Raw genomic sequence first — 21,509 nt, forward strand, 5'->3', positions numbered from 1 at the left:
CTACTTCGCCTGTGCGATCGCGGCGTCGATTTCCTCGGCGGTCTTTTCCAGACCCGCCTTGATGTCCTTCTGGTTGCCCTTCTCGATGTCGAAACCGAGGTTCTGCAGGGACACCAGGTACGCGCCGCCGTTCACCGAGGGCGGGGTGGTGGTGCTCTTCGGGTCGGCGGCGATGTCCAGGAAGGTCTTGAAGCGCGGGTCGTACTTCAGCTTCGGCGACTTCAGCGCGGCCAGCGTGGACGGCACGTTGTGAATGGCGTTGGCGAAGTTCACCACCGCGTCGGTGTCGGTGGTCATGAACTTCACCAGCTCCCAGGCGGCGTTCTGCTTGGACGAGGTGGCGGCGATACCGGCGATGGTCCCGGTCAGATAGCCCTTGCCGTAGGTGTCGGCCTGGTCGTCCGCGACGGGCATCGGGGCGACGCCGATCTCGAAGTCCGGCTTGGTCTCCTCAGCCATGCCGAGCCGCCATTCGCCGTCCAGCTGCATGGCCACCTGGCCGGTGTGGAACGGGTGCTTGGCGCCCCACTCGTCACCGAAGCCGGTACGGAACTTCTCCAGCTTCTGATAGCCGCCCAGCGAGTCGACCAGCTTCTTCTGGTTGGTGAGCATGGCGGCGAAGGCCGGGTCCTTGGCGATGTTCGACTTGCCGTCCGCGTCGAAGTACGACGGGTCCCAGCCACCGAGGTAGTGCTCGGTGGTCGTCTCGTAGCCGTGGTAGTTCGGCATGAAGCCGAGCTGCTCGTACGAGTCGCCCTTGGGCTTCGTCAGCCTCTTCGCGTCGGCGGCCAGCTCGGACCAGGTCTCGGGCGGGCTGGTGATGCCGGCCTCCTTGAACGCGTCCTTGTTGTAGTAGAGGCCGTACGCGTCACCGAGCAGCGGCACCGTGCAGCGCACGCCCTCGAACTGGGTGTACTCGTTCATCGCCTTCGGGAAGGTCGCGTCCGCGTCGATCCCGTCCTTCTTCAGGAACGGGTTGAGGTCGACGAAGGCCTTCGACTTGCAGAACTTGCCCACGTTGTTCGTGGTGAACGACGAGACGACGTCCGGAGCCTTGGAACCGCCCGCGCGGAGCGCCTGGTTGATCTTGTCGTCGGTCATGTTGCCGACGACCTTCACATGGATGTTGGGGTGCGCCTTCTCGAAGGCGTCGACCGTGTCCTGAATTCCCTTGACCTCGTTCGGGGCACTCCAGCCGTGCCAGAAGTTGATGGTCGTCTCCTTGGACGCATCATCCTTGGCACCGGCGCTGCTCTGCCCGGTACAGGCGGAGGCGAACAGGGCTATCGCGGCGGTCGCGGCGAGTGCGACGGCCGGCTTCCGGCGGTTTCCGGACATGGTGGTGTCTCCCGATGAAGGGTTGGGACAGGGAAGGGAAGGCGGTGTACGTCAGGGGATGGCGCAGGGGTTCAGCGCGAGGTGTCGAACACTTCGTCGCGGGTGGTGGCGAGCGCGCTCTCCAGCGCGCCGCGCAGTACGGGCCGGTGGGTCACCTCACCGGCGATCAGCCGGGGCCGGGACGCCGCGAGCTCGGCGAGCTCGGCCGCCACCCGGCTGCGCAGCGGTTCCCCGCCGCGCGAGATCAGTTCTCCCGACAGCACGACGACCTCGGGGTCGAGAACGGCGAGCATGGAGGCGAGGCCGGTCGCCAGACCGGTGGCGAACAGATCGAGCAGCCGGCCGTACGGCCCGCCCTCGCCCCGCTCCACGGACTCGGCCGCCCGGCCCACCAGACCGGCGGCGATCTCGTGGTGGGTGCCCGGACCGCGGACCGCCTCGTCGTCGATGCCCAGCTCACGGGCCAGCCTGGCGAGCACCTGCGCGCCGGCCAGTTCCTGGAAGCCGCCCGAGTTGGCCTTGGTGACCTGCCGGACCAGTGGCGCGCCCGGCACCGGCAGGAACCCGACCTCACCGGCGCCGCCGGTGAAGCCCCGGTGCAGCCGGCCGTTGATGACGAGGGCGGCGCCGAGCCCCTCCTCGTTCCACAGCAGTACGAAGTCCTCGTGCCCCCGGGCCGCGCCGAGCCGTTGTTCGGCCACCGCGACGAGGTTCACGTCGTTCTCGTACTCGACCGGCATCGGCAGGAAGGCGGCCAGCTCGTCCAGCAGGGTCGGGGAGTGCCAGCCGGGCAGGTGCGAGGCGTACCGCAGCCTGCCCGTGCCCGGGTCGAAGGCGCCCGGCGTGCCGATCACGAGCCGGTGCACGTCGGAGCGGGTCAGCCCGGCGTCCTTGACCGCCCCGTCCAGCGCGTCCGCCACCTGCCGCACCACACTGTCGGCGCGCCGGCCCGGGGTCGGCAGCTCGAACTCCCCGACCGTCTCACCCGTCACATCGGCGACGGCGGCGACGATCCGCTGGGCGTTCACGTCGAGCCCCGCCACGTGGGCGGCCGAGGCGTTGACGGCGTACAGCTGTGCGTTGGGCCCCGGCCGCCCGGCCGCGGTCCCGGTGGCGACGACCAGACCGGCCGCCTCCAGCCGGGCCAGCAGCTGGGAGGCGGTGGGCTTCGAGAGGCCCGTCAGCTTCCCGATCCTGGTCCGCGAGAGGGGTCCGTGCTCCAGCAGCAGGTCGAGGGCGGCCCGGTCGTTCATGGCCCGCAGAACGCGGGGGGTACCCGGCGTGGTTCCGGCCATGATCACTGCACCTGCCCTCTGTTAGGAAAGTTTCCTATTCGGTGAGAGGACCGTAGGGCGCGCGTCACCTGGGCGTCAATGGTCTGCACCGCTGTGGCAACCAAAGCGTTACCTGGGCGGGGGCCGGTGGTGTGGGTGACAGCCCTGCGTCCCGCGGTTGCCCTGCGGGGGTGCATTCCCAACAGGGCCGCCGCCGAACCGAGTTGGCTCGGATTCATCGCAGGACGGCAGGACGGCCGGGAACCGGTGAGGGCCGCAGGCCGGGTGCTACTTGGAGATGTTCGGGGGCTGCACGATCGGGGTCGCCGCCAGGGACTGGGGCGAGGTGGCCGAGGCGTACGCCGAGGGGGCGGCCATCGAGGCCGTCGGGTCGGCGGCCGAGGGCTCGTCGGGCTGGGCCGGGATGCCGCCGACCATGCGGATGCCCGCCTGGTCGAAGGCGCGCTTGATCCGCCAGCGCAGCTCGCGCTCCACGCCCAGGGCCTGGCCCGGCATCGTCTTGGCGGTCACCCGGACCGTCATCGAGTCCAGTAGCACCGTGTCCAGGCCCAGGATCTCCACCGGACCCCACAGGCGCTCGGTCCACGGGTCCTCCTTGGCCATCTGCTGGGCGGCCTCGGTGATGACGGAGCCGACCTGTTCGAGGTCCTCCGTGGGGCGCACCTGCACGTCGACGCCCGCGGTGGACCAGCCCTGGCTGAGGTTGCCGATCCGCTTCACCTCGCCATTGCGGACGTACCAGATCGCGCCGTTGTCGCCGCGCAGCTTGGTGACCCGCAGGCCGACCTCGATGACCTCGCCGGAGGCGACGCCCGCGTCGATGGTGTCGCCGACGCCGTACTGGTCCTCCAGGATCATGAAGACACCGGAGAGGAAGTCGGTGACCAGGTTGCGGGCACCGAAGCCGAGCGCCACCCCGGCGACCCCGGCCGAGGCCAGCAGGGGGGCCAGATTGATCTGGAACGCGCCCAGGATCATCAGGGCGGCGGTGCCGAGGATCAGGAACGAGGCCACCGAACGGAGTACCGAACCGATCGCCTCCGAGCGCTGGCGGCGGCGCTCCGCGTTGACCAGCAGACCGCCCAGAGCGGTGCCCTCCACCGCCTGGGCGCTGCGGTTCATGCGTTCGATGAGCTTGGTCAAAGCACGGCGGACCGCGGTGCGCAACACGATCGCGATGGCGGCGATGAGCACGATCCGCAGACCGGTGTTCAGCCAGGTGGACCAGTTCTGCTCCACCCATCCCGCGGCGTTGCCCGCCTGCTTCGCGGCTTCGTCCAGCGAGCCACCCGGCTCGGGTGACTGGGCTGCGGCCAACAGGGCGGACAGTGACACGGTGAAACCTCCGGTTGGGCGAGCGCTGACCAACCACACTAACGGGGCATCGGACGTGCTCCGTTGCCGTGATCGCGGGGAGAGACACGTCTCACCCGGGGATATGGAGCAGGTAGGGGACCCGGCAGGCAGCCCCGCGTGTGGCCGATCGCACATCGGGCGCGGCGGTGGCTGCGGGGTCCCCTGAACCGCCTGTTCCGGCCCGTTCCCGCCGTACGGGCGGTACGGGCCGGAGGGAAAATCCTTCCGGCCCGTTACCCGGACGTGGTGGCGCTTCTACCAGGCCGGAGGGGAGACTGAGATCGGATCGTCCCGGCGCGAGCCACGCGCCGCCGGCGTACAAGGAGGCATCAACCGTGCCGCATGTCCTGGTTCTCAACGCGTCGTACGAGCCGCTCGGCGTCGTACCGCTCCGCCGCGCGCTCGTCCTCGTCCTCGAGAACAAGGCCATTTGCCTCGAGGAGTCCGGCGCCTTCATGCACAGCGCCACCCGTGCCGTCCCGGCACCCAGCGTCGTCCGCCTGAAGCGGTTCGTGCGCGTCCCCTACCGGGGGCCCGTCCCCCTGACCCGCCGGGCGCTCTTCGCCAGGGACGGCGGGCGCTGCATGTACTGCGGCGCCGCCGCGACCAGCGTCGACCACGTCATTCCGCGCAGCCGCGGCGGACAGCACGCCTGGGAGAACGTGGTGGCGGCCTGCCGCCGCTGCAACCACGTCAAGGCCGACCGCCATCTGCCCGAGCTCGGCTGGCGGCTGCACCAGCCGCCCGCCCCGCCGACCGGACTCGCCTGGCGGATCATCGGCACGGGCCACCGCGACCCCCGCTGGCTGCCCTATCTGCAACCGTTCGGGGCGGACGACGCGATGGCCCGGATCGATGGCATCTCCGCCTGAGCCCCCTGGCCTTCGTGGGCCGGGAGCGCCGCTGGGCGGAGCGCCGCGCGGCCCTACGTGAACCGCAGCTCCGCGGGGCGCGCCACACGCCGAAGCAGCGGCAGCGACGTCGCGGCGGCCAGCAGGCAGGCGGCGTACACTCCCACGGGTACGAGGAGGGGGAGCATCGACGGGAAGGCGCCCGGGGTGACGGCCGTGGCGTACGCGAGGTGCACCGCCGTGCCGCCGATGCCCGCCAGCAGCATCGCGGGGGCCAGGGGGAGCGCGGTCTCCAGGAGCAGGGTCCTGGCCAGCACCGCGTGCGGCACTCCGGCCGCGGCCTGCGCGGCGAGCCCCCTGCGACGGGTGGCGAGGGACTCCGCGGCGCCCACGGCGAGGCCGCAGAGGCCGATGGCCAGGGCCACCAGGACGGCTGCCCCGGTGAGGTCGAGACCGGTGGTGTAGAAGCCGAGGTCCACCGGCGTGTGGCCGCCCCGCGCGCGCAGATCGGCGAGCATGACCTCCCGTACCCCCACGAAGCCCGTTCCGACGACGGTCACCAGCAGCAGCGCGGAGTGGGTACGCGCGGCGGCCCACGGGTCGTCCAGGAGGCGGCCCGCGGCGATCAGCACCGCAGGGCTCCGCGCGCCGGCCGTCAGGCGCCGGCCCAGGAAGGCGGCCGAGGTCCCGGCCGCCCAGAGCGCGCCCACCGAGGCGAGGAGCACCAGGGAGATCACCAGCAGCGCGAACGGCGTGGCGCCGGAACCGCTCTCCCCGGTCTGGACGAGGAGGGCCGCCGCGGCGACCGCGATCCCCGGAAGCAGGAGCGCGAGCGTCGTCCGGCGGCCGTGCTCCGGCCGTACCCGGCGCACCAGGCCGAGCGGTGAGGCGATCACCCGGCGCAGCGCGAACGCACTCACGAGCGCGGCGACCGCCGGCACGCCGAGCACGACCGCCACGCAGGCCGGCCAGACCGCCGGCGCGGGCGTACGGCCCGAGCCGGCGAGGACCGCGGCGAACACGGCGAAGCCGCCGACCGCACCCACCAGACACGCCGGCGCGGACTCCAGGGCGGCGATGCGCCGCACCTGCCGGGGTGACGCCCCGGCGAGCCGCAGCCCCGCCAACCGCCGGTCGCGGTGGACGGCGCCGATCCGGGCGCACTGGCCCAGGAAGCCGAACACGGGGACGAGCAGGAGCAGGAGCGTCGCCACCACACCGGTGCGCTCGCCGGGCCGGTTCAGCAGGCCGTTTCCGAACGGGATGGACGTCTGCCCCGAGACGGCGCTCACCGTGACCGCCGCGAGAGCCAGGCCCGTGGCGAGCAGGGCGCCCGCCGCGGTGAGCGCGATCCGCCACCACTCACGGCGGTCCGAACCGCGGGTCAGGATCCAGGCGATACGCGCGTCAGACCTCATGGCGGGTGGCCTCCTGGACGGTGAACCGCGTCGCGCCGCAGTGGACGGCGCCGTCGCGCAGCCACACCTCCCGGTCCGCGTACGCCGCGATCTGCGCGTCGTGCGTGATGAGCAGTACCGCGGTGCCGGACTCGCGGCAGGCGTGCACCAGAGCGGTCATCACCTGTTCGCCGGCGAGGGAGTCGAGGGCGCCGGTCGGCTCGTCCGCGAAGACGGCCTTCGGCTCGGTGATCAACGCCCTGGCCAGTGCGGCCCGCTGGCTCTGTCCGCCGCTCAGCTCGCCGGGCCGCATCTCGGCCTGTCCCCGCACGCCGAAGCGTTCCAGCCAGGCGTCCGCGCGCTGCTGTGCCTCGGCGCGGGCGGACCCCGCGAGCAGGAGGGGCAGGGCCACGTTGTCGAGCACGGTGAGCTCGGGAATCAGCTGCCCGAACTGGAACACCACGCCGAAGTCGGTACGCCGCAGCTCGCTGAGGCGCGCCTCGGGCAGCCGGTCGAGCCGCTCGGAGCCGTAGGCGACCGCACCCTCGTCGGGGCGGACGATTCCCGCGAGGCAGTGAAGCAGCGTGGACTTCCCGCTGCCGCTGGCACCGGTGACGGCGAGGATCTCACCGGCATGGAGGTCCACCGAAGCGCCGCGCAGCGCCTCCGAGCGCCCGTACCGTTTCGTCAGGCCGGTGGCGGTGATCAGTGGCGCCGGGGCGGGCTGATCGGCTTGCGTACTCATCCTGTGAAGACCTCCGTGGTCAGGCTCGTGAGGCGGGTCGCCGTGGTGGCCATCCACCGCACGTCGGCGTCCAGATGATTCAGGGCGTAGTCGGCTGAGAGGACCGTGCTGAGATCGGCCCCGGGCGTGGTCTTGAGCTCGGTCAGTTCGTGCATGCGCACCATGTGCGCGGCGCGCTGGGCCTGGAGGTACCTGGCCGCGTCCGCCGTGCGGTCACCGCCGGCGGCCGCCGCGACGAGGATCGAGGTGACGACCTTGGCGAAGATCTCGTTCGTCACGAAGGGGGCGGGCGGCGCGGTCTCGCCGGCCCATTGGGCGAGTTCGCGTGCGCCCTCGTCCGTGGAGCGGTAGAGGGTGCGCTCGGGGCCGCCGTCGGAATCGGTGCCTTCGACCGCTGCCAGACCGTCCCGCACCAGGCGCTGCAGGGTCGTGTAGACCTGCGCGTACGCCAGCGGGCGGGCCTGCGGGAAGAGTGCGTCGTAGCGCCGTTTCAGTTCGTAGCCATGGCTGGAACCCCCGGCAAGCAGCCCGAGGAGGACGTGGCGGATGCTCATGGCGGCGACTATATACTCGGTATATGTACTGAGTTAATAGTGGAGCGCGAAAGGCTCTGCAAAAGGCCGCGAAGAGGTGAACTTCGTACCTTTGAGGGGGGTTTGCTTCGAGGCCGGTGCCGTTACTCCGCCACGGCGTACGCCTGGACCGACCAGAGCGAGTAGCCGTACTGGGTGGCACGGCCGTCGCCCTGGACCCGGATGAACCGGGTGTCCTTCGCGTCCATCCGGACCGACTCGTGCCCGCCCCTGCCGTCCCGGACGGTGGCCGCCGTGCGCCAGGTGCGGCCGTCCGCGGAGACCTGCACGCGGTAACGGGAGGCGTACGCGTCCTGCCAGTCCAGCACCACCTGCCCGAGCCGGACCGGGGCGGGCAGTTCGGCCTGCCACCAGGCGCCGTCCTCGGCCGGAGAGGACCAGCGCGTCTCCGGGTCGCCGTCCGACGCGGCGGCCGCGGGGAAGTCCGCCGTCTCGTCGCCCGACGAGGAGGCGGTGGCCGTGCGCAGCAGATCGGCGCCCGCGGTGCGCGGGAAGGCCCGGACGGTCAGGGTGGTCTCCTCGGCGCCGAAGGAGAACGGCACCTCGTACTCGCCCGCCGGGGTGTTCGCGGGGACGGTGATCTCCACCGGAACGTCGGTGCGGGACCCGCGCTGGACGGTCGTCTGCTTGGGCACCCGCACCTTGATGCCCTTGGGGGCCTTCGCGGTGAGCGCGCCCCGCACCTCGGCCGGACGGCCGGCGGAGAGCCGTGCCTCGACCCGCTGCGGCTCGCCGCCGATCTCGGCGTCCGTCTCCCCGTGTGCGAGATCGAGCCGGGCGGCGGGCTCGTCGCCGAACCACGGCACCAGTGAGCGCACCCGGGGCGCCGTTCCGGCGGACGGGGCCGCGCCCGAGAGCGGCGGGATGATCAGGGGCGGTGCACCGGTGACCGACGGGGTGGCGGTCGGCCAGCTGATCCGGACCGCGTCGGCCCGCAGGCCCTGCCCCCGCGTCTGGGTCCAGCCGCTGGCCGACAGGGCGCCGAGGCTGTGCCAGCCCTCACCGGGCACGTGGGCCTGGACCGTCGCCTCGGCCGCGGCGGCGCCGCCGCCCGGTACGGCGGTCGCGGTGACCGCCTCCAGCGGACGGGCCCGGCTCAGCCGCACCGTATAGCTGCCCTGGGCCTCGGTCACCGTGCCGTTGTCGCGGTCTGTCCCGGTCCAGGCGTCGGCCTCCTTGCGCGCCCGGTCCAGGAACGGGCCGAGCACGCCCTTGCCGACCGTCGCGCCGCTCGCCTTCACGGTCCTGCTCACCGGCTCCAGGGCCAGCGACGCCTGCCAGGCGGCCGCCCCGTCGCCGCGCGCCTGGGCCTGGAGCAGATCGACGGCCAGCTCACCCGCCCTGCCGTACCGGGACAACTGCTCGGTCCACGGGCGCACTTCGTCATCGAGCCGCCCCTCGGCCAGTCCGGCCAGCCGCTGCGGGGTCTCGCGCATCACGGTGAACGCGGCCCGCAGCCGGCCCGCCGCCTTGTCCCGCGCCGCGGCGTCCGTCCCGGCGCGGGACTTCCAGAACGAGGCGAACAGCGGTTGCAGATATGCCGATTCGTCACCGCCCAGCACGGAGGCCGCACTGTTCCCGGCCAGGGCGCGCAGCGCGTCCCGGCTGCCGGTGTCCTGGCCCGCGAGGTCGTCGATGGCCGCCTGCCAGGACTCCTGCGGCTGGTACCCCCTCGGGTTCCAGGCGAAGTCGGCGGCGGTGAACAGCGGGATCCGGGAGGCGGACGGCTGCTCCATCGCATTGGCCAGCAGCGCCGCCGAACCGATGGCGACCGCCGGATCGCGGCCGGTGTACGGACCGAGGAAGATCCGGTCCTGCGCGTAGTCGTTGACCGGGTAGTTGTCCATCGTGATCAGCGAATGGCCGAACGTGGCGCGCGCACCGGCCAGTTCGCCGCCGGTGATGGTCCTCGGCACGACCCCGACGCCGGTCCAGGCGACCTGCACCCGGTCGTCGAGCTCCTTGGCGAGCGCCGTGCGGTAGTCGGTCGCCCCGTCCTGGTAGAACTCCGTCGGCATCATCGACAGCGGCTGCGAACCCGGGTGGCGGTCCGCGAGGTGCTGGGCCACCCGGCTCACGACACGGGCCTGCGCCCTGGCCGCCGCCTGCGGACCGTCACCGAAGGTGTCGGAATCGGCCGAGCAGTGCCATTCGCTGTAGCTGACGTCCTGGAACTGCACCTGGAAGACCCGCACCCCCAGCGCCCACATCGCGTCGATCTTCTTCGTCAGCGCCTTCACATCGCGGTCCGAGGACAGGCACATCGACTGGCCGGGCGCCACGGCCCAGCCGAGCGTCACGTGCTCGGCGGCGGCCCGCTCGGCCAGCGCGCGGAAGTCGGCACGGCGCTCGGCGGGGTACGGGTCGCGCCAGCGGGCCTGCCGGTAGGGGTCGTCGCCCGCCGCGTACAGATACCGGTTCTGCTTCGTGCGCCCCATGAAGCCGAGCTGGGAGAGCCGTTCCTCCTGGGTCCAGGGCTGCCCGTAGAACCCCTCGGTCATCCCGCGCACGGCACTGGACGGCCAGTCCCGGACGGTGACGCCCGCGACGGTGCCGCCCCGGATCAGCTGACGCAGGGTCTGCACCGCGTGGAACAGCCCGTCGTCGCCCAGGCCGTCCACGGCGACGGTGTCGCGTCCCGCGACCGGGCCGGCCGCGATGCGGTAGCCGCCGACGGGCAGATCGGCGCGGTCGGGCGCGCGCAGCGTGCGCAGCGCGTCCAGGGCCCCGTCGCCGCCGAGCCGGATGACGGGGCCGCGGCCCGGCAGGGCTTCGTGGACGGTCCGCACACCCGCGTCGCGCAGGACCTGGCGGAGCGCGGCGACGGCGTACGGGTCGGCCTGCGCGTCGGCGACGAGCGTGACCTCGCCGGAGAGGGGGACCGAGGAGCCGGACGCCTTGATGCTCTGCGGCCGGGGCCACACGGTGGGCAGGGCGCCGTCGTCCGCGCGGTCGGGGGTGCTGGCGGCGGGCGTACCGGGCACCGGAGGGGCTGCGAAGGCGGCCGGGGCCCCCGCGGAGAGGAGTCCGCCGAGCACGGCCACGGCGACCGCCGCCGCCTGCTTCCTGCGCCTGAGCTGCATGCCCGTTCTCCCTCGCTCCCACCGGTGGGCTCCGAGCCCACCACCCGCGCGCGAGGGTGTCAATGCGCGTGGTCGTTGTGGTGCAAATGCCCGATGTGACGGATGGGGTCGGACAGGCGCGGCTGACGTCGCGTCACGCGAAAGATGGCGCCGAATGGCCGAAAACAGCGGACGTCTTACGGGGAACCGGCCTCCGGGGAACGGATTGTGACCCGGAGCACGTTGAACTCGTTGTCATAACGCCTACGTCTGCGGACGCGTCCGCTGGGTAGGCCTGCTGTGTCCTGCTCTCCACGGCCAGGAGGCCACCATGCCCGCTGCCGCGCAGCTCCTGCTCTCCGCCCTGACCGAACAGGTGCCGGGACCCGCCCCGCTGATCAGCGCATGCCCCGCCACCGTCCCCGGCCCCGGCCCGCTCACCAGCGAAGCGCCGCTCGCCGACGCCATACCCCTGACCAGCGAGCCCCCGCTCGCCGACGCCACGCCACTGACCAGCGAACCCCCGCTCGCCGTTCTCGCCCCGCTGACCAGCGAGCCGGCTTCCTCCGGCAGCGCTTGGGGCATGGAGTCCCCAGGAGTCTGAATGGGCTTGTCCCGGCTCGCCGCACTGCACGGCGTCGCCACCTCCTACTCCCCGTCCGCCGACGCCACGGTGTCCGTCCCCGACGGCACGGTCGTCGCGGTGCTCGCCGCGCTCGGTGTCGACGCCGCCACGCCCGCGGCGGTACGGGAGGCGCTCGCCGCCGCCGAGTCCGCGGCCGGCTCCCGGCTGCTCCCGCCCACGGTCGTGGTGTGGGCCGGGGAACCGCTGCCCGTGGCCCTGGCCGCGCTGCCGCCCGGCACGGAGCTGACCGTCCGGCCCGAGGAGGCCGGTTCGGCCCCGCCGGCCCGGATGCGGACCCCCGCCGGGGATACGGATCCGGCCGTTTCCGGGGCGCCCGGCCCGGCGAGCGGCGCGCCCGCGCCCGGCTGGTGGACCGAACCCCCGCTCGGCGTGCACCGGCTGACCGCCCGGGCACCGGAGCGGCCGGCCGAGTCCTGCACGCTCGTCGTCGCCCCGGCCCGGGTCCCGCAGCCGCCGCTCCGCAGCCACGGCTTCCTCGTGCAGCTCTACTCGCTGCTCTCCGCCCGCTCCTGGGGCATGGGCGACCTCGGTGACCTCGCCGATCTCGCCTCCTGGTCCGGGCGGTCCCTCGGTGCCGGCTTCGTCCAGGTCAACCCGCTGCACGCGGCGGTCCTGGGCAGCCCCACCGACCCGTCGCCCTACCGTCCGTCCTCGCGGCGCTTCCCCGACCCCGTGCACCTGCGCATCGAGTCCCTCCCGGAGTACGGGCACGCGCCCGACCTGGCCGCACTGGACGAGCTGCGCCGCAAGGCGGGAGAGCTCCGCGACGGAGTCCTCAACAAGGGCGCCCTGATCGACCGCGACGCCGTCTGGGAGCTCAAGCGGCAGGCCCTCGCCATCCTCGCCGACGTCCCCCTCACGCCCGGCCGCCGCGCCGCCTACTGCGACTTCCTCGCCGAACAGGGACAGGCCCTGGAGGACCACGCCCTGTGGTGCGCCCTCGCCGAGCTGCACGGCTCCGACTGGCACAGCTGGCCGGCGGGCCTGCGCGACCCCCGCTCCAGGGAGACCGCCCGCGCCCGCGGCGAACTGCTCGACCGGGTCGACTTCCACTGCCGGCTCGCCTGGCTGACCGACACGCAGCTCGCCGACGCCCAGCGGGCCGCCCTGGACGCCGGGATGGCCGTCGGGATCGTCCACGACCTCGCCGTCGGCGTGCACCCCGGCGGCGCCGACACCTGGGCCCAGCAGGACGCCTTCGCGCACGGCATGTCCGTCGGCGCGCCCCCGGACGCCTTCAACGCACGCGGCCAGGACTGGGGTCTGCCGCCCTGGCGCCCCGACGCCCTCGCCGCGTCCGGCTACGCCCCGTTCCGCGGTCTGCTGCGCGGCATCCTCGGCCGGGCCGGTGCCCTGCGCATCGACCACGTCATGGGCCTGTTCCGGCTCTGGTGGGTGCCCGAGGGGCGCCCGCCCACCGAGGGCACCTATGTCAGCCACGACGCCGAGGCGATGCTCGCCGTCCTCGTCCTGGAGGCCCACCGGGCGGGCGCCGTCGTCATGGGGGAGGACCTCGGCACCGTCGAACCCGGCGTCCGTGAGGCACTCGCCCGCCGCGGCGTCCTCGGCACCTCCGTGCTCTGGTTCGAACGGGACTGGTCGGGCACCGGCCGCCCGCTGGCCCCCGAGGAGTGGCGCGAGGGCTGCCTGGCCACCGCCACCACCCACGATCTGCCCTCCACCGCGGCCCGGCTGACCGGTGACCACGTGACGCTGCGCCACCGCCTCGGGCTGCTCGCCCGCCCGCTGGACCAGGAGCGGACCCAGGACGGCGCCGACACCGCGGAGTGGCTCGGCCTGCTCTCCCGGCTCGGCCTGCTCCCCGAGGGCGGCGGTGACGAGGAGGCGGCCGTCCGCGCCGTCCACCGCTTCCTGCTGCGCACCCCCGCCCGGATGGCCGGGGTCTGGCTGCCCGACACGATCGGCGACCGCCGCCCGCAGAACCTGCCGGGCACCTGGGACGAATACCCCAACTGGCGGCTGCCCATCGCCGACGCCGAGGGCCGCCCGGTCACCCTGGAGGAGCTTGCCGCCTCGCCGCGGCTGCACAGGCTGATGGAGGTTCTCAGCCCTCGTCAGGAGCCCCCGGGGGCCCGTACGGCACCCCCGGGCGCGCGGCCCTCGTAGCCGTTCGCTACGTTTGCACCGTGGACAAGAAGAACGCTATGCGCGCCGGTGCCGTCGCCGCCGGAACGACGCTGATGATGCTGCTCATGACGTCCCCCGCGCTCGCGCTCACCCGCGACGACGGTGACGACCCGGGTACCGGCCTGAGCGTGATCGACACGATCGGCCTGTTCGTCGTGGCCCCCCTGGTGCTGTTCGGGGTCATCGCCGGGCTGGTCATGGTCCTCGACAAGTCCAAGAAGCAGGCCTGACACCCGGCTGCGCGGCACACAGGGCCGCGCGGCTCCCCGGCTCCGTCCAGGGCGTCCCGATGCGCGCAGGCGCGTCGTGGCGCCCTGTCCGCGTTGGTCCGTCGACCACCTCGCTCATCGTTAAGCTCTGCTTCAAAAACCCCTCGGAAGTATTCGATAGACCTGAATACTCTCTCGGTGTGACGGTGGGTCCCGTGACCGACGCACCCCCGCACGGGGGAGAGGGCAGGGGATTCCATGGCCGTGCTGGACCGCATCCGCGGCAGTGGGACGGCTGGTGCGAGAGGGGCGCGGTGGAGCTTGGGGGCGGGCCTCCTGCTCGCCCTCGTCGCGACGGTCGTCTGGTCCGGGAGCTTCGTCGCCGCGCGCGCCCTGCACGACACCGTCCCGCCCGTCCAGGCCGCCTTCTGGCGCTGGATCGTCGCCGTCGCGACGGTCGCACCCTTCGCGGCGCGGGAGACCTGGCGGCAACGTGCGCTGATCCGCAGGCACCTGGGCTTCGTCACCCTCGCCGCGCTTCTCGGGGTCACCGTCTACAACACCCTGGTCAACCAGGCGGGCATGTCCACATCGGCCGGCCAGATGGGCATGATCATGGCTGCGTCGCCGGTGGTGATGGCGGTGTACGAACGCCTCGGCGGCCGGCGGCTCGGGTGGCGCCGCATCGCCGGGATGGCCGTCGCCTGCACCGGGGTTCTGCTGCTGGTCGGCAACGGGTCCCTGGCGCCGCACTTCGCGCCCGGTGATCTGTGGATGTTCGCCGCGATGCTCAGTTTCTCCTCGTACAGCGCACTGCTGCGCCACCGTCCCGCGGAGATCGGCCAACTGGCCTTCCTCCTGACCACCTTCGTGCTGGGTGCTCTGATGCTGGCCCCCGCCTTCGCGGTCGGCGTCGCCGTCCAGGGCGGGTTCGAGCCGACGGCCGGCACCGTCGGGCCGCTCCTGTACGTCGGTGTCCTCTCCTCGGCGGTCGCGTTCTTCGCCTGGAACAGGGCCGTGGCCCTCATCGGCGCCTCGCGGACCGGGATCGTCTATTACCTCCAGCCCGTCTGCGTGGCCGGGCTCTCCTTCGCCCTGCTGGGCGAGTCGACGGGACCGGTGCGGATCCTCTGCCTGGTCCTGATCCTCGGCGGAGTGGCGCTGGGGGCGGGCCGGGCCCGTGGCCGGGCGGCGGCTAATGTGCGGACATGACCGAGTGGGACATCAAGAAGCTCCGGATCCTGAGGGTGCTGAGCGAGCGCGGGACCGTCACGGCGACGGCCGAGGCGCTGCTGATGACCCCTTCCGCGGTGTCCCAGCAGCTGTCGAACCTGGGCCGGCAGCTCGGTGTGCCACTGCTGGAGGCACAGGGCAGGCGGGTCCGGCTCACCGACGCCGCGCACCTCGTACTCCGCCACGCCGAAGTGGTGTTCGCCCAGCTGGAGCGCGCCGAGGCCGAGTTGACCGGCTATCTGCGGGGCGAGGCGGGGGAGGTGCGGGTCGGGGCGTTCTCGACCGCCGTGCCCGCCCTCGTCGTACCCGCGGTCCAACTGCTGCGCGCCGAGGGGCGGCCGGGGCCCGAGCTGCGGGTGCGGGAGGCGGAGGCCGCACAGGCGTACGAACTCCTCGCGGCCGGTGACGTCGACCTCGCGCTCTCGCTCGCCGCGCACGCGCCGACGGCGCGCGACACCCGGTTCGCCCTGCTGCCGCTGCTCGCCGACCCGCTCGACGTCGCCCTCCCCATCGGGCACCGGCTCGCGAAGGCCCCGGAGCTCCGGCTGGCCGACCTCGCCGCCGAGCCCTGGATCTTCGGCGGCTCGGGCCCCTGGTCGGAGATCACCACCGCCGCCTGCGAGGCCGCCGGGTTCGTCCCCGAGCAGGCCCACAGTGCCTCCGGATGGACCGCGATCCTGGCCATGGTGGAGGCCGGCATGGGAGTCGCGCTGATCCCGCGGATGGCGTCGGCGGAACGCCGCAAGGGCGTGGCCCTGCGCGTTCTCGGTGCCGACCTGCCCCGGCGCCATGTGGTGGCGGCGGTACGGCAGGGGGCCGAGGCCGGTCCGGCGGTGGCCCGGGTGCTGGCCGCGCTCAAGGAGGTCAGCGCCGCGCGCGAGGAATCATTCAGGTGAAATGAATGAAGTGTGCGAAAACTTTCGATGGACCTGATGGATGAGTCCGTACGACAGTGGGGCACATGACCTTCGACGCGAGCGAGACCCCCGCCCTGGACAACGACCCCCATGCCAACGACGCGGCCCCGTACGGCGGCGGTGACCCGTACGCCGACTACCGCACCACCGACCTCCCCTTCACCGAGCTGGTCGACCTCGCCGACCGGCGCCTCGGCGCGGGTGTGATCGCCGCCAACGACGAGTTCTTCGCCCAGCGCGAGAACCTCCTGGTCAGGGAGCGTGCGGTCTTCGACCCGGAGCACTTCGGCCACAAGGGCAAGATCATGGACGGCTGGGAGACCCGCCGCCGCCGCGGCGCGGACGCCGCCCATCCCTTCCCGGCCCCCGACGAGCACGACTGGGCGCTGATCCGCCTCGGTGCCCCCGGCATCATCCGCGGCCTCGTCGTCGACACCGCCCACTTCCGCGGCAACTACCCGCAGCGCGTCTCGGTCCAGGCGGCATCGGTGCCGGGCTCGCCCGGCCCCGAAGCGCTCCTCGCCGACGACGTCAAGTGGGACGAGATCGTCCCGCCGACCCCCGTACGCGGCCACGCCGCCAACGGCTTCGAGATCACCGGCGGCCGCCGCTACACCCACCTGCGCCTCTGCCAGCACCCCGACGGCGGCATCGCCCGCCTCCGGGTGCACGGCGAGGTGGTCCCCGACCCGGCCTGGCTCGCGGCACTCGGCACGTTCGACCTGATCTCGGTCCTGAACGGCGGCAGCTACGAGGACGCCTCCGACCGCTTCTACTCCTCGCCGACCCAGATCATCCTGCCCGGCACCTCCCGCAAGATGGACGACGGCTGGGAGAACCGCCGCCGCCGGGTCCGCGACACCAACGACTGGGTGCGCTTCCGGCTGCCCGCCCAGGGCGCGGTCCGCGCGGTCGAGATCGACACGGCCTACCTCAAGGGGAACGCGGCCGGCTGGATCTCCCTCCAGGGCCGCAACGGCGAGACGGGCGAGTGGTTCGAGATCATCCCCCGCACCAGGCTCCAGCCCGACACCCCGCACCGCTTCCCGCTCCGCGCCCAGGCCGTGGTCACCCACGTCCGCCTGGACGCCTTCCCCGACGGCGGTGTGGCGCGGATGCGCCTGCACGGCTCGCTGACGGAGTCCGGCGCGGCCGCACTGGCCGCCCGCTACGAGGAGTCGGGCGCGTAGTTCCGCCCGGTACCCCCCGCTCCCGCCCGGCGGACGGCTGCGCTGCTGCGCCTGCCCGCCGGGCGGTTTCCAAGAGGGCTACGCGGTCGTTGCCGCCGCGTCCGCCGCACGGGCCCTCAGCGCCCGCTCCACACCCGAACGGGACTCCGAGATCAGCCGGCGCAGGGCCGCGCTCGGCTCGGCCGAGGCCAGCCAGGCGTCCGTGGCGTCCAGGGTCTCCTGCGAGACCTGGAGCGCCGGGTACAGACCGATGGCGACCTGCTGGGCCATCTCGTGGCTGCGCGAGTCCCAGACGTCCTTCACCGCGGTGAAGAACTTCTCCGTGTACGGAGCCAGCAGCTCGTGCTGGTCGGTCTGGACGAAGCCGCCGATGACCGCCTCCTGGAGGGAGTTCGGCAGCTTGTCGGACTCGACGACCGAGGCCCACGCCTCCGCCTTCGCCTCCTGGGAGGGACGCGCCGCACGGGCGGACGCCGCGTGGCGCTCGCCCGCCGCCGTCCGGTCGCGCTCGTACTCGGCGGCGATCTCGTCCTCGTCCAGCAGCCCCGTCGCGGCAAGCCGCTGGACGAAGGCCCAGCGCAGCTCGGTGTCCACGGCCAGGCCCTCGATCGCCTCGGTGCCGTCGAGCAGCGACTGGAGCAGATCGAGCTGCTGGGGGTTGCGGGCCGTGGCCGCGAAGGCACGGGCCCAGGCCAGCTGGTGGTCGCTGCCCGGCTCCGCCGCACGCAGGTGCGCGAGCGTCGCCTCGGTCCACTGGGTCAGCCCCGCCTCACGCCACTGGGGCGCCGAGTACAGGTCCAGCGCCATCTTCACCTGGCGGTGCAGCGACTGGACGACGCCGATGTCCGACTCCTTGCCGACACCGGACAGGACGAGCGACAGGTAGTCCCGCGTGGCCAGCTCGCCGTCCCGGGTCATGTCCCAGGCGGAGGCCCAGCACAGGGCGCGCGGGAGCGACTCGGCGAAGTCGCCCAGGTGCTCCGTGACGACCCGCAGCGACTCCTCGTCGAGCCGGACCTTCGCGTACGACAGGTCGTCGTCGTTGAGCAGGACCACGGCGGGACGGGCGGCGCCGGCCGGGAACGGCACAGTGGTGCGCTCGCCGTCGACGTCCAGCTCGATCCGGTCCGTACGGACCAGCTTCCCGGCCGCGTCGAGCTCGTAGCAGCCGATGGCGATCCGGTGCGGGCGCAGCGTCGGCTCGCCCTTCGCCCCGGCGGGCAGGGCGGGCGCCTCCTGGAGCACGGTGAACGAGGTGACACGGCCGTCGCCGTCCGTCTCGATCTCCGGGCGCAGGATGTTGATGCCGGCCGTCTCCAGCCACGCCTTCGACCAGGTCCTCAGATCGCGGCCGGAGGTCTCCTCCAGCGCGCCCAGCAGGTCCGACAGCTGGGTGTTGCCGAAGGCGTGCGCCTTGAAGTAGGCCTGGACGCCCTTGAAGAACTCGTCCATGCCGACGTACGCCACCAGCTGCTTCAGGACCGAGGCGCCCTTGGCGTACGTGATGCCGTCGAAGTTGACCAGGACGTCGTCCAGGTCACGGATGTCGGCCATGATCGGGTGCGTCGAGGGCAGCTGGTCCTGCCGGTACGCCCAGGTCTTCATGGTGTTGGCGAACGTGGTCCAGGAGTGCGGCCACGCCGAGCCCTCGGCGTACGCCAGGCAGGCGATCGAGGTGTAGGTGGCGAACGACTCGTTCAGCCAGAGGTCGTTCCACCATTCCATGGTGACGAGGTCGCCGAACCACATGTGGGCCAGCTCGTGCAGGATCGTCTCGGCCCGCGTCTCGTACGCCGCGTCCGTCACCTTGGAGCGGAACACGTACTGGTCGCGGATGGTGACCGCGCCCGCGTTCTCCATCGCGCCCGCGTTGAACTCCGGGACGAAGAGCTGGTCGTACTTGGCGAAGGGGTACGCGTAGTCGAACTTCTCCTGGAACCAGTCGAAGCCCAGCCGGGTCACGTCGAAGATCGCGTCCGCGTCGAGGTACTCGGCGAGCGACGGGCGGCAGTAGATGCCCAGCGGGACGGACTGGCCGTCCTTCTCGTAGCTGCTGTGCACCGAGTGGTACGGGCCGGCGATCAGCGCGGTGATGTACGTGGAGATACGCGGCGTCGGCTCGAAGGACCAGATGTCGTCCCGGGGCTCCGGCGTCGGTGAGTTGGAGACCACGGTCCACCCGGCCGGGGCCTTCACGGTGAACCGGAACGTCGCCTTCAGATCGGGCTGTTCGAAGCTGGCGAAGACGCGGCGCGCGTCCGGCACCTCGAACTGGGTGTAGAGGTAGGCCTGCTGGTCGACGGGGTCGACGAACCGGTGCAGGCCCTCACCCGTGTTGGTGTACGAGCAGTCGGCGACGACCTTCAGCTCGTTGGAGCCCGCCGCCAGGTGCGCCAGAGTGATCCGGGAATCGCGGAACACGGCCGCGACATCCAGGGCCTTGCCGTTCAGCTCGACCTCGTGCACGGCCGGGGCGACCAGGTCGATGAAGGTCTCCGCGCCGGCTTCGGCGGATTCGAAGCGCACGGTGGTGACGGACCGGTAGGTCCCGCCCTCCTGCGCTCCGGAGAGGTCGAGATCGATCTCGTACGCGTCCACGGTCAGCAGGCGCGCCCGCTCCTGTGCCTCTTCGCGGGTCAGATTCGTGCCAGGCACGCGGTCATCTCCTTGGTGTGTGATGTTTCCGGTCATCCTTCCACGTGACCTGTACCCAAGGCGATGTCCGTTTTCCGCCGGACCGGGCGGGTGGGGCGGGTCATTCTCGCTGTATGACCAGTTACGAGGCACGCGCGATCGACCCGGCCGCGCTCAAGGAACTGCGCAAGACCGATGACGCGGAACGCCCCTGCGTCCCGTACACCGCCACGGACGCGGGCAGCCCGCTGCGCTGCTGCCTGCGGGGCAGCGAGGTGGGGGAGCGCATTGCCCTCGTCTCCTACGCGCCGCTGCGCCGCTGGGCGGCCATGACCTGGGCGAGGCCGGGGGCGTACGACGAGCAGGGCCCGGTCTTCATCCATGCCGAGGAGTGCGACGGGCCGGCGCCCGGCAGGACCGGCTATCCGTTCTCCCGGGCGGGTGCGCTGCGCACCGTGCGGCGCTACGACGCGGACGGGCACATCGTCGGCGGCCGGCTGATGGAGATCCCGGCGGACGAGGAGCGGGGGTACGACGAGGCCATCGCGGAGGCCTTCGCCGATCCGGAGGTGGCGCTGGTGCACGTACGGGCCGTGGAGTACGGGTGCTTCCACTTCGCGGTGCTACGGGACTGACACCAGTGGTAGCCGCACCGTTCCTGCCATGGGTGGGATGTCAGGCATGAAGATCAGTGTGAGCCTGCCGCGGGAGGATGTCGCCTTCGGCCACGGGCGCGCACACGCACGAGGAGGGGCGGGCCACCGGAACCCGGTGGCCCGCCCCTCCTCGTGCGTGGACGGAGAAGCGGGTGTCAGCCCTTCAGCTCCGCGGCGACCAGCTCCGCGATCTGGACCGCGTTCAGCGCGGCGCCCTTGCGCAGGTTGTCGTTGGAGACGAACAGCGCGAGGCCGTGCTCGACCGTCTCGTCGTTCCGGATACGGCCCACGAACGAGGCGTCCTTGCCGGCTGCCTGGAGCGGGGTCGGGATCTCGGAGAGCTCGACGCCCTCGGCGTCCTTCAGCAGCTCGTAGGCGCGCTCGACGCTGATCGGGCGGGCGAAGCGGGCGTTGATCTGGAGGGAGTGGCCGGAGAAGACCGGGACTCGGACGCAGGTGCCGGACACCTTGAGCTCCGGGATCTCCAGGATCTTGCGGGACTCGTTGCGGAGCTTCTGCTCCTCGTCCGTCTCGAAGGAACCGTCGTCGACGATCGAACCGGCGAGCGGCAGCACGTTGAAGGCGATCGGGCGCTTGTAGACGCCCGGCTCGGGGAAGTCGACCGCGTCGCCGTCGTGCGTCAGCTTGTCCGCGTCGGCGACGACCTTGGAGGCCTGGCCGTGCAGCTCCGCGACACCTGCGACACCGGAGCCGGACACCGCCTGGTAGGTGGCGACCGTCAGCGCGTCGAGCTGCGCCTCCTGGTGCAGCGGGCGCAGCACCGGCATGGCGGCCATCGTGGTGCAGTTCGGGTTGGCGATGATGCCCTTGGGGCGGTTCCTGATCGCGTGCGCGTTGACCTCGGAGACCACCAGCGGGACCTCGGGGTCCTTGCGCCAGGCGGAGGAGTTGTCGATCACCACGGCACCCTGGGCGGCGACCTTCTCGGCCAGCGCCTTCGAGGTCGCGCCGCCCGCGGAGAACAGCACGATGTCCAGCCCGGTGTAGTCCGCCGTGGAGGCGTCCTCCACGGTGATGTCCGTGCCCTCGTACGTGATGGTGGAGCCCGCGGAACGCGCGGAGGCGAAGAGCCGCAGCTCGGCGACGGGGAACTTCCGCTCGGCCAGGATTGCGCGCATGACTGTGCCGACCTGACCGGTGGCGCCGACGATTCCGACCTTCACAGGAACTCCTTCAAGCGTACGAGCGGCACGGTTGCCACTCCATGATGCGTCTGTC

The 21,509-nt window shown here is 72.3% G+C and carries 17 protein-coding genes; 8 read left to right on the forward strand and 9 right to left on the reverse strand.

Annotation, left to right across the window (positions count from 1 at the left end; genetic code table 11):
- From OG322_RS25050 to OG322_RS25060, 3 genes are all read right to left on the reverse strand, one after another.
- Entirely contained in the window at nucleotides 1–1,338 is a 1,338-nt protein-coding gene (locus OG322_RS25050; protein WP_123471113.1) for an ABC transporter substrate-binding protein, read from the reverse strand.
- Nucleotides 1,339–1,409: 71 nt separating this feature from the next.
- On the reverse strand, nucleotides 1,410–2,633 hold the full coding sequence (locus tag OG322_RS25055) for an ROK family transcriptional regulator (RefSeq protein WP_123471495.1): 1,224 nt from the start codon (nucleotides 2,631–2,633) through the stop codon (nucleotides 1,410–1,412).
- A 267-nt stretch (nucleotides 2,634–2,900) separates the two neighbouring features.
- Nucleotides 2,901–3,968 (reverse strand): mechanosensitive ion channel family protein, encoded by a 1,068-nt coding sequence (locus OG322_RS25060; RefSeq protein ID WP_123471111.1) that lies wholly within the window; start codon nucleotides 3,966–3,968, stop codon nucleotides 2,901–2,903.
- A gap of 356 nt (nucleotides 3,969–4,324) precedes the next feature.
- Between OG322_RS25060 and OG322_RS25065 the strand changes: the two genes are divergently transcribed.
- On the forward strand, nucleotides 4,325–4,861 hold the full coding sequence (locus tag OG322_RS25065; protein WP_123471109.1) for an HNH endonuclease: 537 nt from the start codon (nucleotides 4,325–4,327) through the stop codon (nucleotides 4,859–4,861).
- A 53-nt stretch (nucleotides 4,862–4,914) separates the two neighbouring features.
- On the opposite strand, the gene OG322_RS25070 is transcribed toward OG322_RS25065, so the two are convergent.
- From OG322_RS25070 to OG322_RS25085, 4 genes are all read right to left on the reverse strand, one after another.
- Nucleotides 4,915–6,258: an FtsX-like permease family protein gene (locus tag OG322_RS25070; protein WP_124284004.1), complete on the reverse strand. Its 1,344-nt coding sequence runs from the start codon at nucleotides 6,256–6,258 to the stop codon at nucleotides 4,915–4,917.
- The gene (locus tag OG322_RS25075) at nucleotides 6,248–6,982 is read right to left on the reverse strand and encodes an ABC transporter ATP-binding protein (protein ID WP_123471104.1); all 735 of its coding nucleotides are present in this window, start codon (nucleotides 6,980–6,982) and stop codon (nucleotides 6,248–6,250) included. The genes OG322_RS25070 and OG322_RS25075 overlap by 11 nt, the downstream gene beginning before the upstream one ends.
- The gene (locus tag OG322_RS25080; RefSeq protein ID WP_123471102.1) at nucleotides 6,979–7,536 is read right to left on the reverse strand and encodes a PadR family transcriptional regulator; all 558 of its coding nucleotides are present in this window, start codon (nucleotides 7,534–7,536) and stop codon (nucleotides 6,979–6,981) included. The genes OG322_RS25075 and OG322_RS25080 overlap by 4 nt, the downstream gene beginning before the upstream one ends.
- A 122-nt stretch (nucleotides 7,537–7,658) precedes the next feature.
- Entirely contained in the window at nucleotides 7,659–10,658 is a 3,000-nt protein-coding gene (locus OG322_RS25085) for a beta-N-acetylglucosaminidase domain-containing protein (RefSeq protein WP_329306959.1), read from the reverse strand.
- Nucleotides 10,659–10,968: 310 nt separating this feature from the next.
- Between OG322_RS25085 and OG322_RS25090 the strand changes: the two genes are divergently transcribed.
- The 6 genes from OG322_RS25090 to alc all read left to right on the forward strand — a co-directional run bounded on the left by OG322_RS25090 (nucleotide 10,969) and on the right by alc (nucleotide 16,980).
- Nucleotides 10,969–11,241, forward strand: a complete 273-nt coding sequence (locus OG322_RS25090) for a hypothetical protein (RefSeq protein WP_123471098.1) — start codon at nucleotides 10,969–10,971, stop codon at nucleotides 11,239–11,241.
- Entirely contained in the window at nucleotides 11,242–13,410 is a 2,169-nt protein-coding gene (gene malQ / locus OG322_RS25095; RefSeq protein WP_329306960.1) for a 4-alpha-glucanotransferase, read from the forward strand.
- Between the two features lie 20 nt (nucleotides 13,411–13,430).
- Nucleotides 13,431–13,661: a hypothetical protein gene (locus OG322_RS25100; RefSeq protein WP_123471094.1), complete on the forward strand. Its 231-nt coding sequence runs from the start codon at nucleotides 13,431–13,433 to the stop codon at nucleotides 13,659–13,661.
- Nucleotides 13,662–13,898: 237 nt separating this feature from the next.
- On the forward strand, nucleotides 13,899–14,852 hold the full coding sequence (locus OG322_RS25105) for a DMT family transporter (RefSeq protein WP_329306961.1): 954 nt from the start codon (nucleotides 13,899–13,901) through the stop codon (nucleotides 14,850–14,852).
- Nucleotides 14,849–15,769, forward strand: a complete 921-nt coding sequence (locus tag OG322_RS25110; RefSeq protein WP_124284002.1) for a LysR substrate-binding domain-containing protein — start codon at nucleotides 14,849–14,851, stop codon at nucleotides 15,767–15,769. The genes OG322_RS25105 and OG322_RS25110 overlap by 4 nt, the downstream gene beginning before the upstream one ends.
- Nucleotides 15,770–15,834: 65 nt before the next feature.
- Nucleotides 15,835–16,980: an allantoicase gene (alc, locus tag OG322_RS25115; protein WP_124284001.1), complete on the forward strand. Its 1,146-nt coding sequence runs from the start codon at nucleotides 15,835–15,837 to the stop codon at nucleotides 16,978–16,980.
- A 78-nt stretch (nucleotides 16,981–17,058) separates the two neighbouring features.
- Here alc and pepN read toward each other — a convergent pair whose 3' ends face one another.
- Nucleotides 17,059–19,635, reverse strand: a complete 2,577-nt coding sequence (pepN, locus tag OG322_RS25120; protein WP_329306962.1) for an aminopeptidase N — start codon at nucleotides 19,633–19,635, stop codon at nucleotides 17,059–17,061.
- Nucleotides 19,636–19,748: 113 nt separating this feature from the next.
- On the opposite strand from pepN, the gene OG322_RS25125 reads away from it, so the two are divergent.
- Nucleotides 19,749–20,249, forward strand: a complete 501-nt coding sequence (locus OG322_RS25125) for a DUF1203 domain-containing protein (RefSeq protein ID WP_329306963.1) — start codon at nucleotides 19,749–19,751, stop codon at nucleotides 20,247–20,249.
- A gap of 176 nt (nucleotides 20,250–20,425) precedes the next feature.
- Here the strand turns inward: OG322_RS25125 and OG322_RS25130 are convergent, their stop codons facing one another.
- On the reverse strand, nucleotides 20,426–21,454 hold the full coding sequence (locus OG322_RS25130; RefSeq protein WP_207319307.1) for an aspartate-semialdehyde dehydrogenase: 1,029 nt from the start codon (nucleotides 21,452–21,454) through the stop codon (nucleotides 20,426–20,428).
- Nucleotides 21,455–21,509: the final 55 nt, after the last annotated feature.

The sequence above is a fragment of the Streptomyces sp. NBC_01260 genome, from assembly GCF_036226405.1.
In the GTDB taxonomy this organism is placed as follows: Bacteria; Actinomycetota; Actinomycetes; order Streptomycetales; family Streptomycetaceae; genus Streptomyces; species Streptomyces laculatispora.

Coding starts and splice junctions, on each gene's coding strand:
- OG322_RS25125 (WP_329306963.1), top strand. CDS start 19,749: ATGACCAGTTACGAGGCACGCGCGATCGACCCGGCCGCGCTCAAGGAA.
- OG322_RS25050 (WP_123471113.1), bottom strand. CDS start 1,338: ATGTCCGGAAACCGCCGGAAGCCGGCCGTCGCACTCGCCGCGACCGCC.
- OG322_RS25085 (WP_329306959.1), bottom strand. CDS start 10,658: ATGCAGCTCAGGCGCAGGAAGCAGGCGGCGGCGGTCGCCGTGGCCGTG.
- OG322_RS25075 (WP_123471104.1), bottom strand. CDS start 6,982: ATGAGTACGCAAGCCGATCAGCCCGCCCCGGCGCCACTGATCACCGCC.
- OG322_RS25110 (WP_124284002.1), top strand. CDS start 14,849: ATGACCGAGTGGGACATCAAGAAGCTCCGGATCCTGAGGGTGCTGAGC.
- malQ (WP_329306960.1), top strand. CDS start 11,242: ATGGGCTTGTCCCGGCTCGCCGCACTGCACGGCGTCGCCACCTCCTAC.
- OG322_RS25055 (WP_123471495.1), bottom strand. CDS start 2,633: ATGGCCGGAACCACGCCGGGTACCCCCCGCGTTCTGCGGGCCATGAAC.
- OG322_RS25090 (WP_123471098.1), top strand. CDS start 10,969: ATGCCCGCTGCCGCGCAGCTCCTGCTCTCCGCCCTGACCGAACAGGTG.
- OG322_RS25105 (WP_329306961.1), top strand. CDS start 13,899: ATGGCCGTGCTGGACCGCATCCGCGGCAGTGGGACGGCTGGTGCGAGA.
- OG322_RS25080 (WP_123471102.1), bottom strand. CDS start 7,536: ATGAGCATCCGCCACGTCCTCCTCGGGCTGCTTGCCGGGGGTTCCAGC.
- alc (WP_124284001.1), top strand. CDS start 15,835: ATGACCTTCGACGCGAGCGAGACCCCCGCCCTGGACAACGACCCCCAT.
- OG322_RS25070 (WP_124284004.1), bottom strand. CDS start 6,258: ATGAGGTCTGACGCGCGTATCGCCTGGATCCTGACCCGCGGTTCGGAC.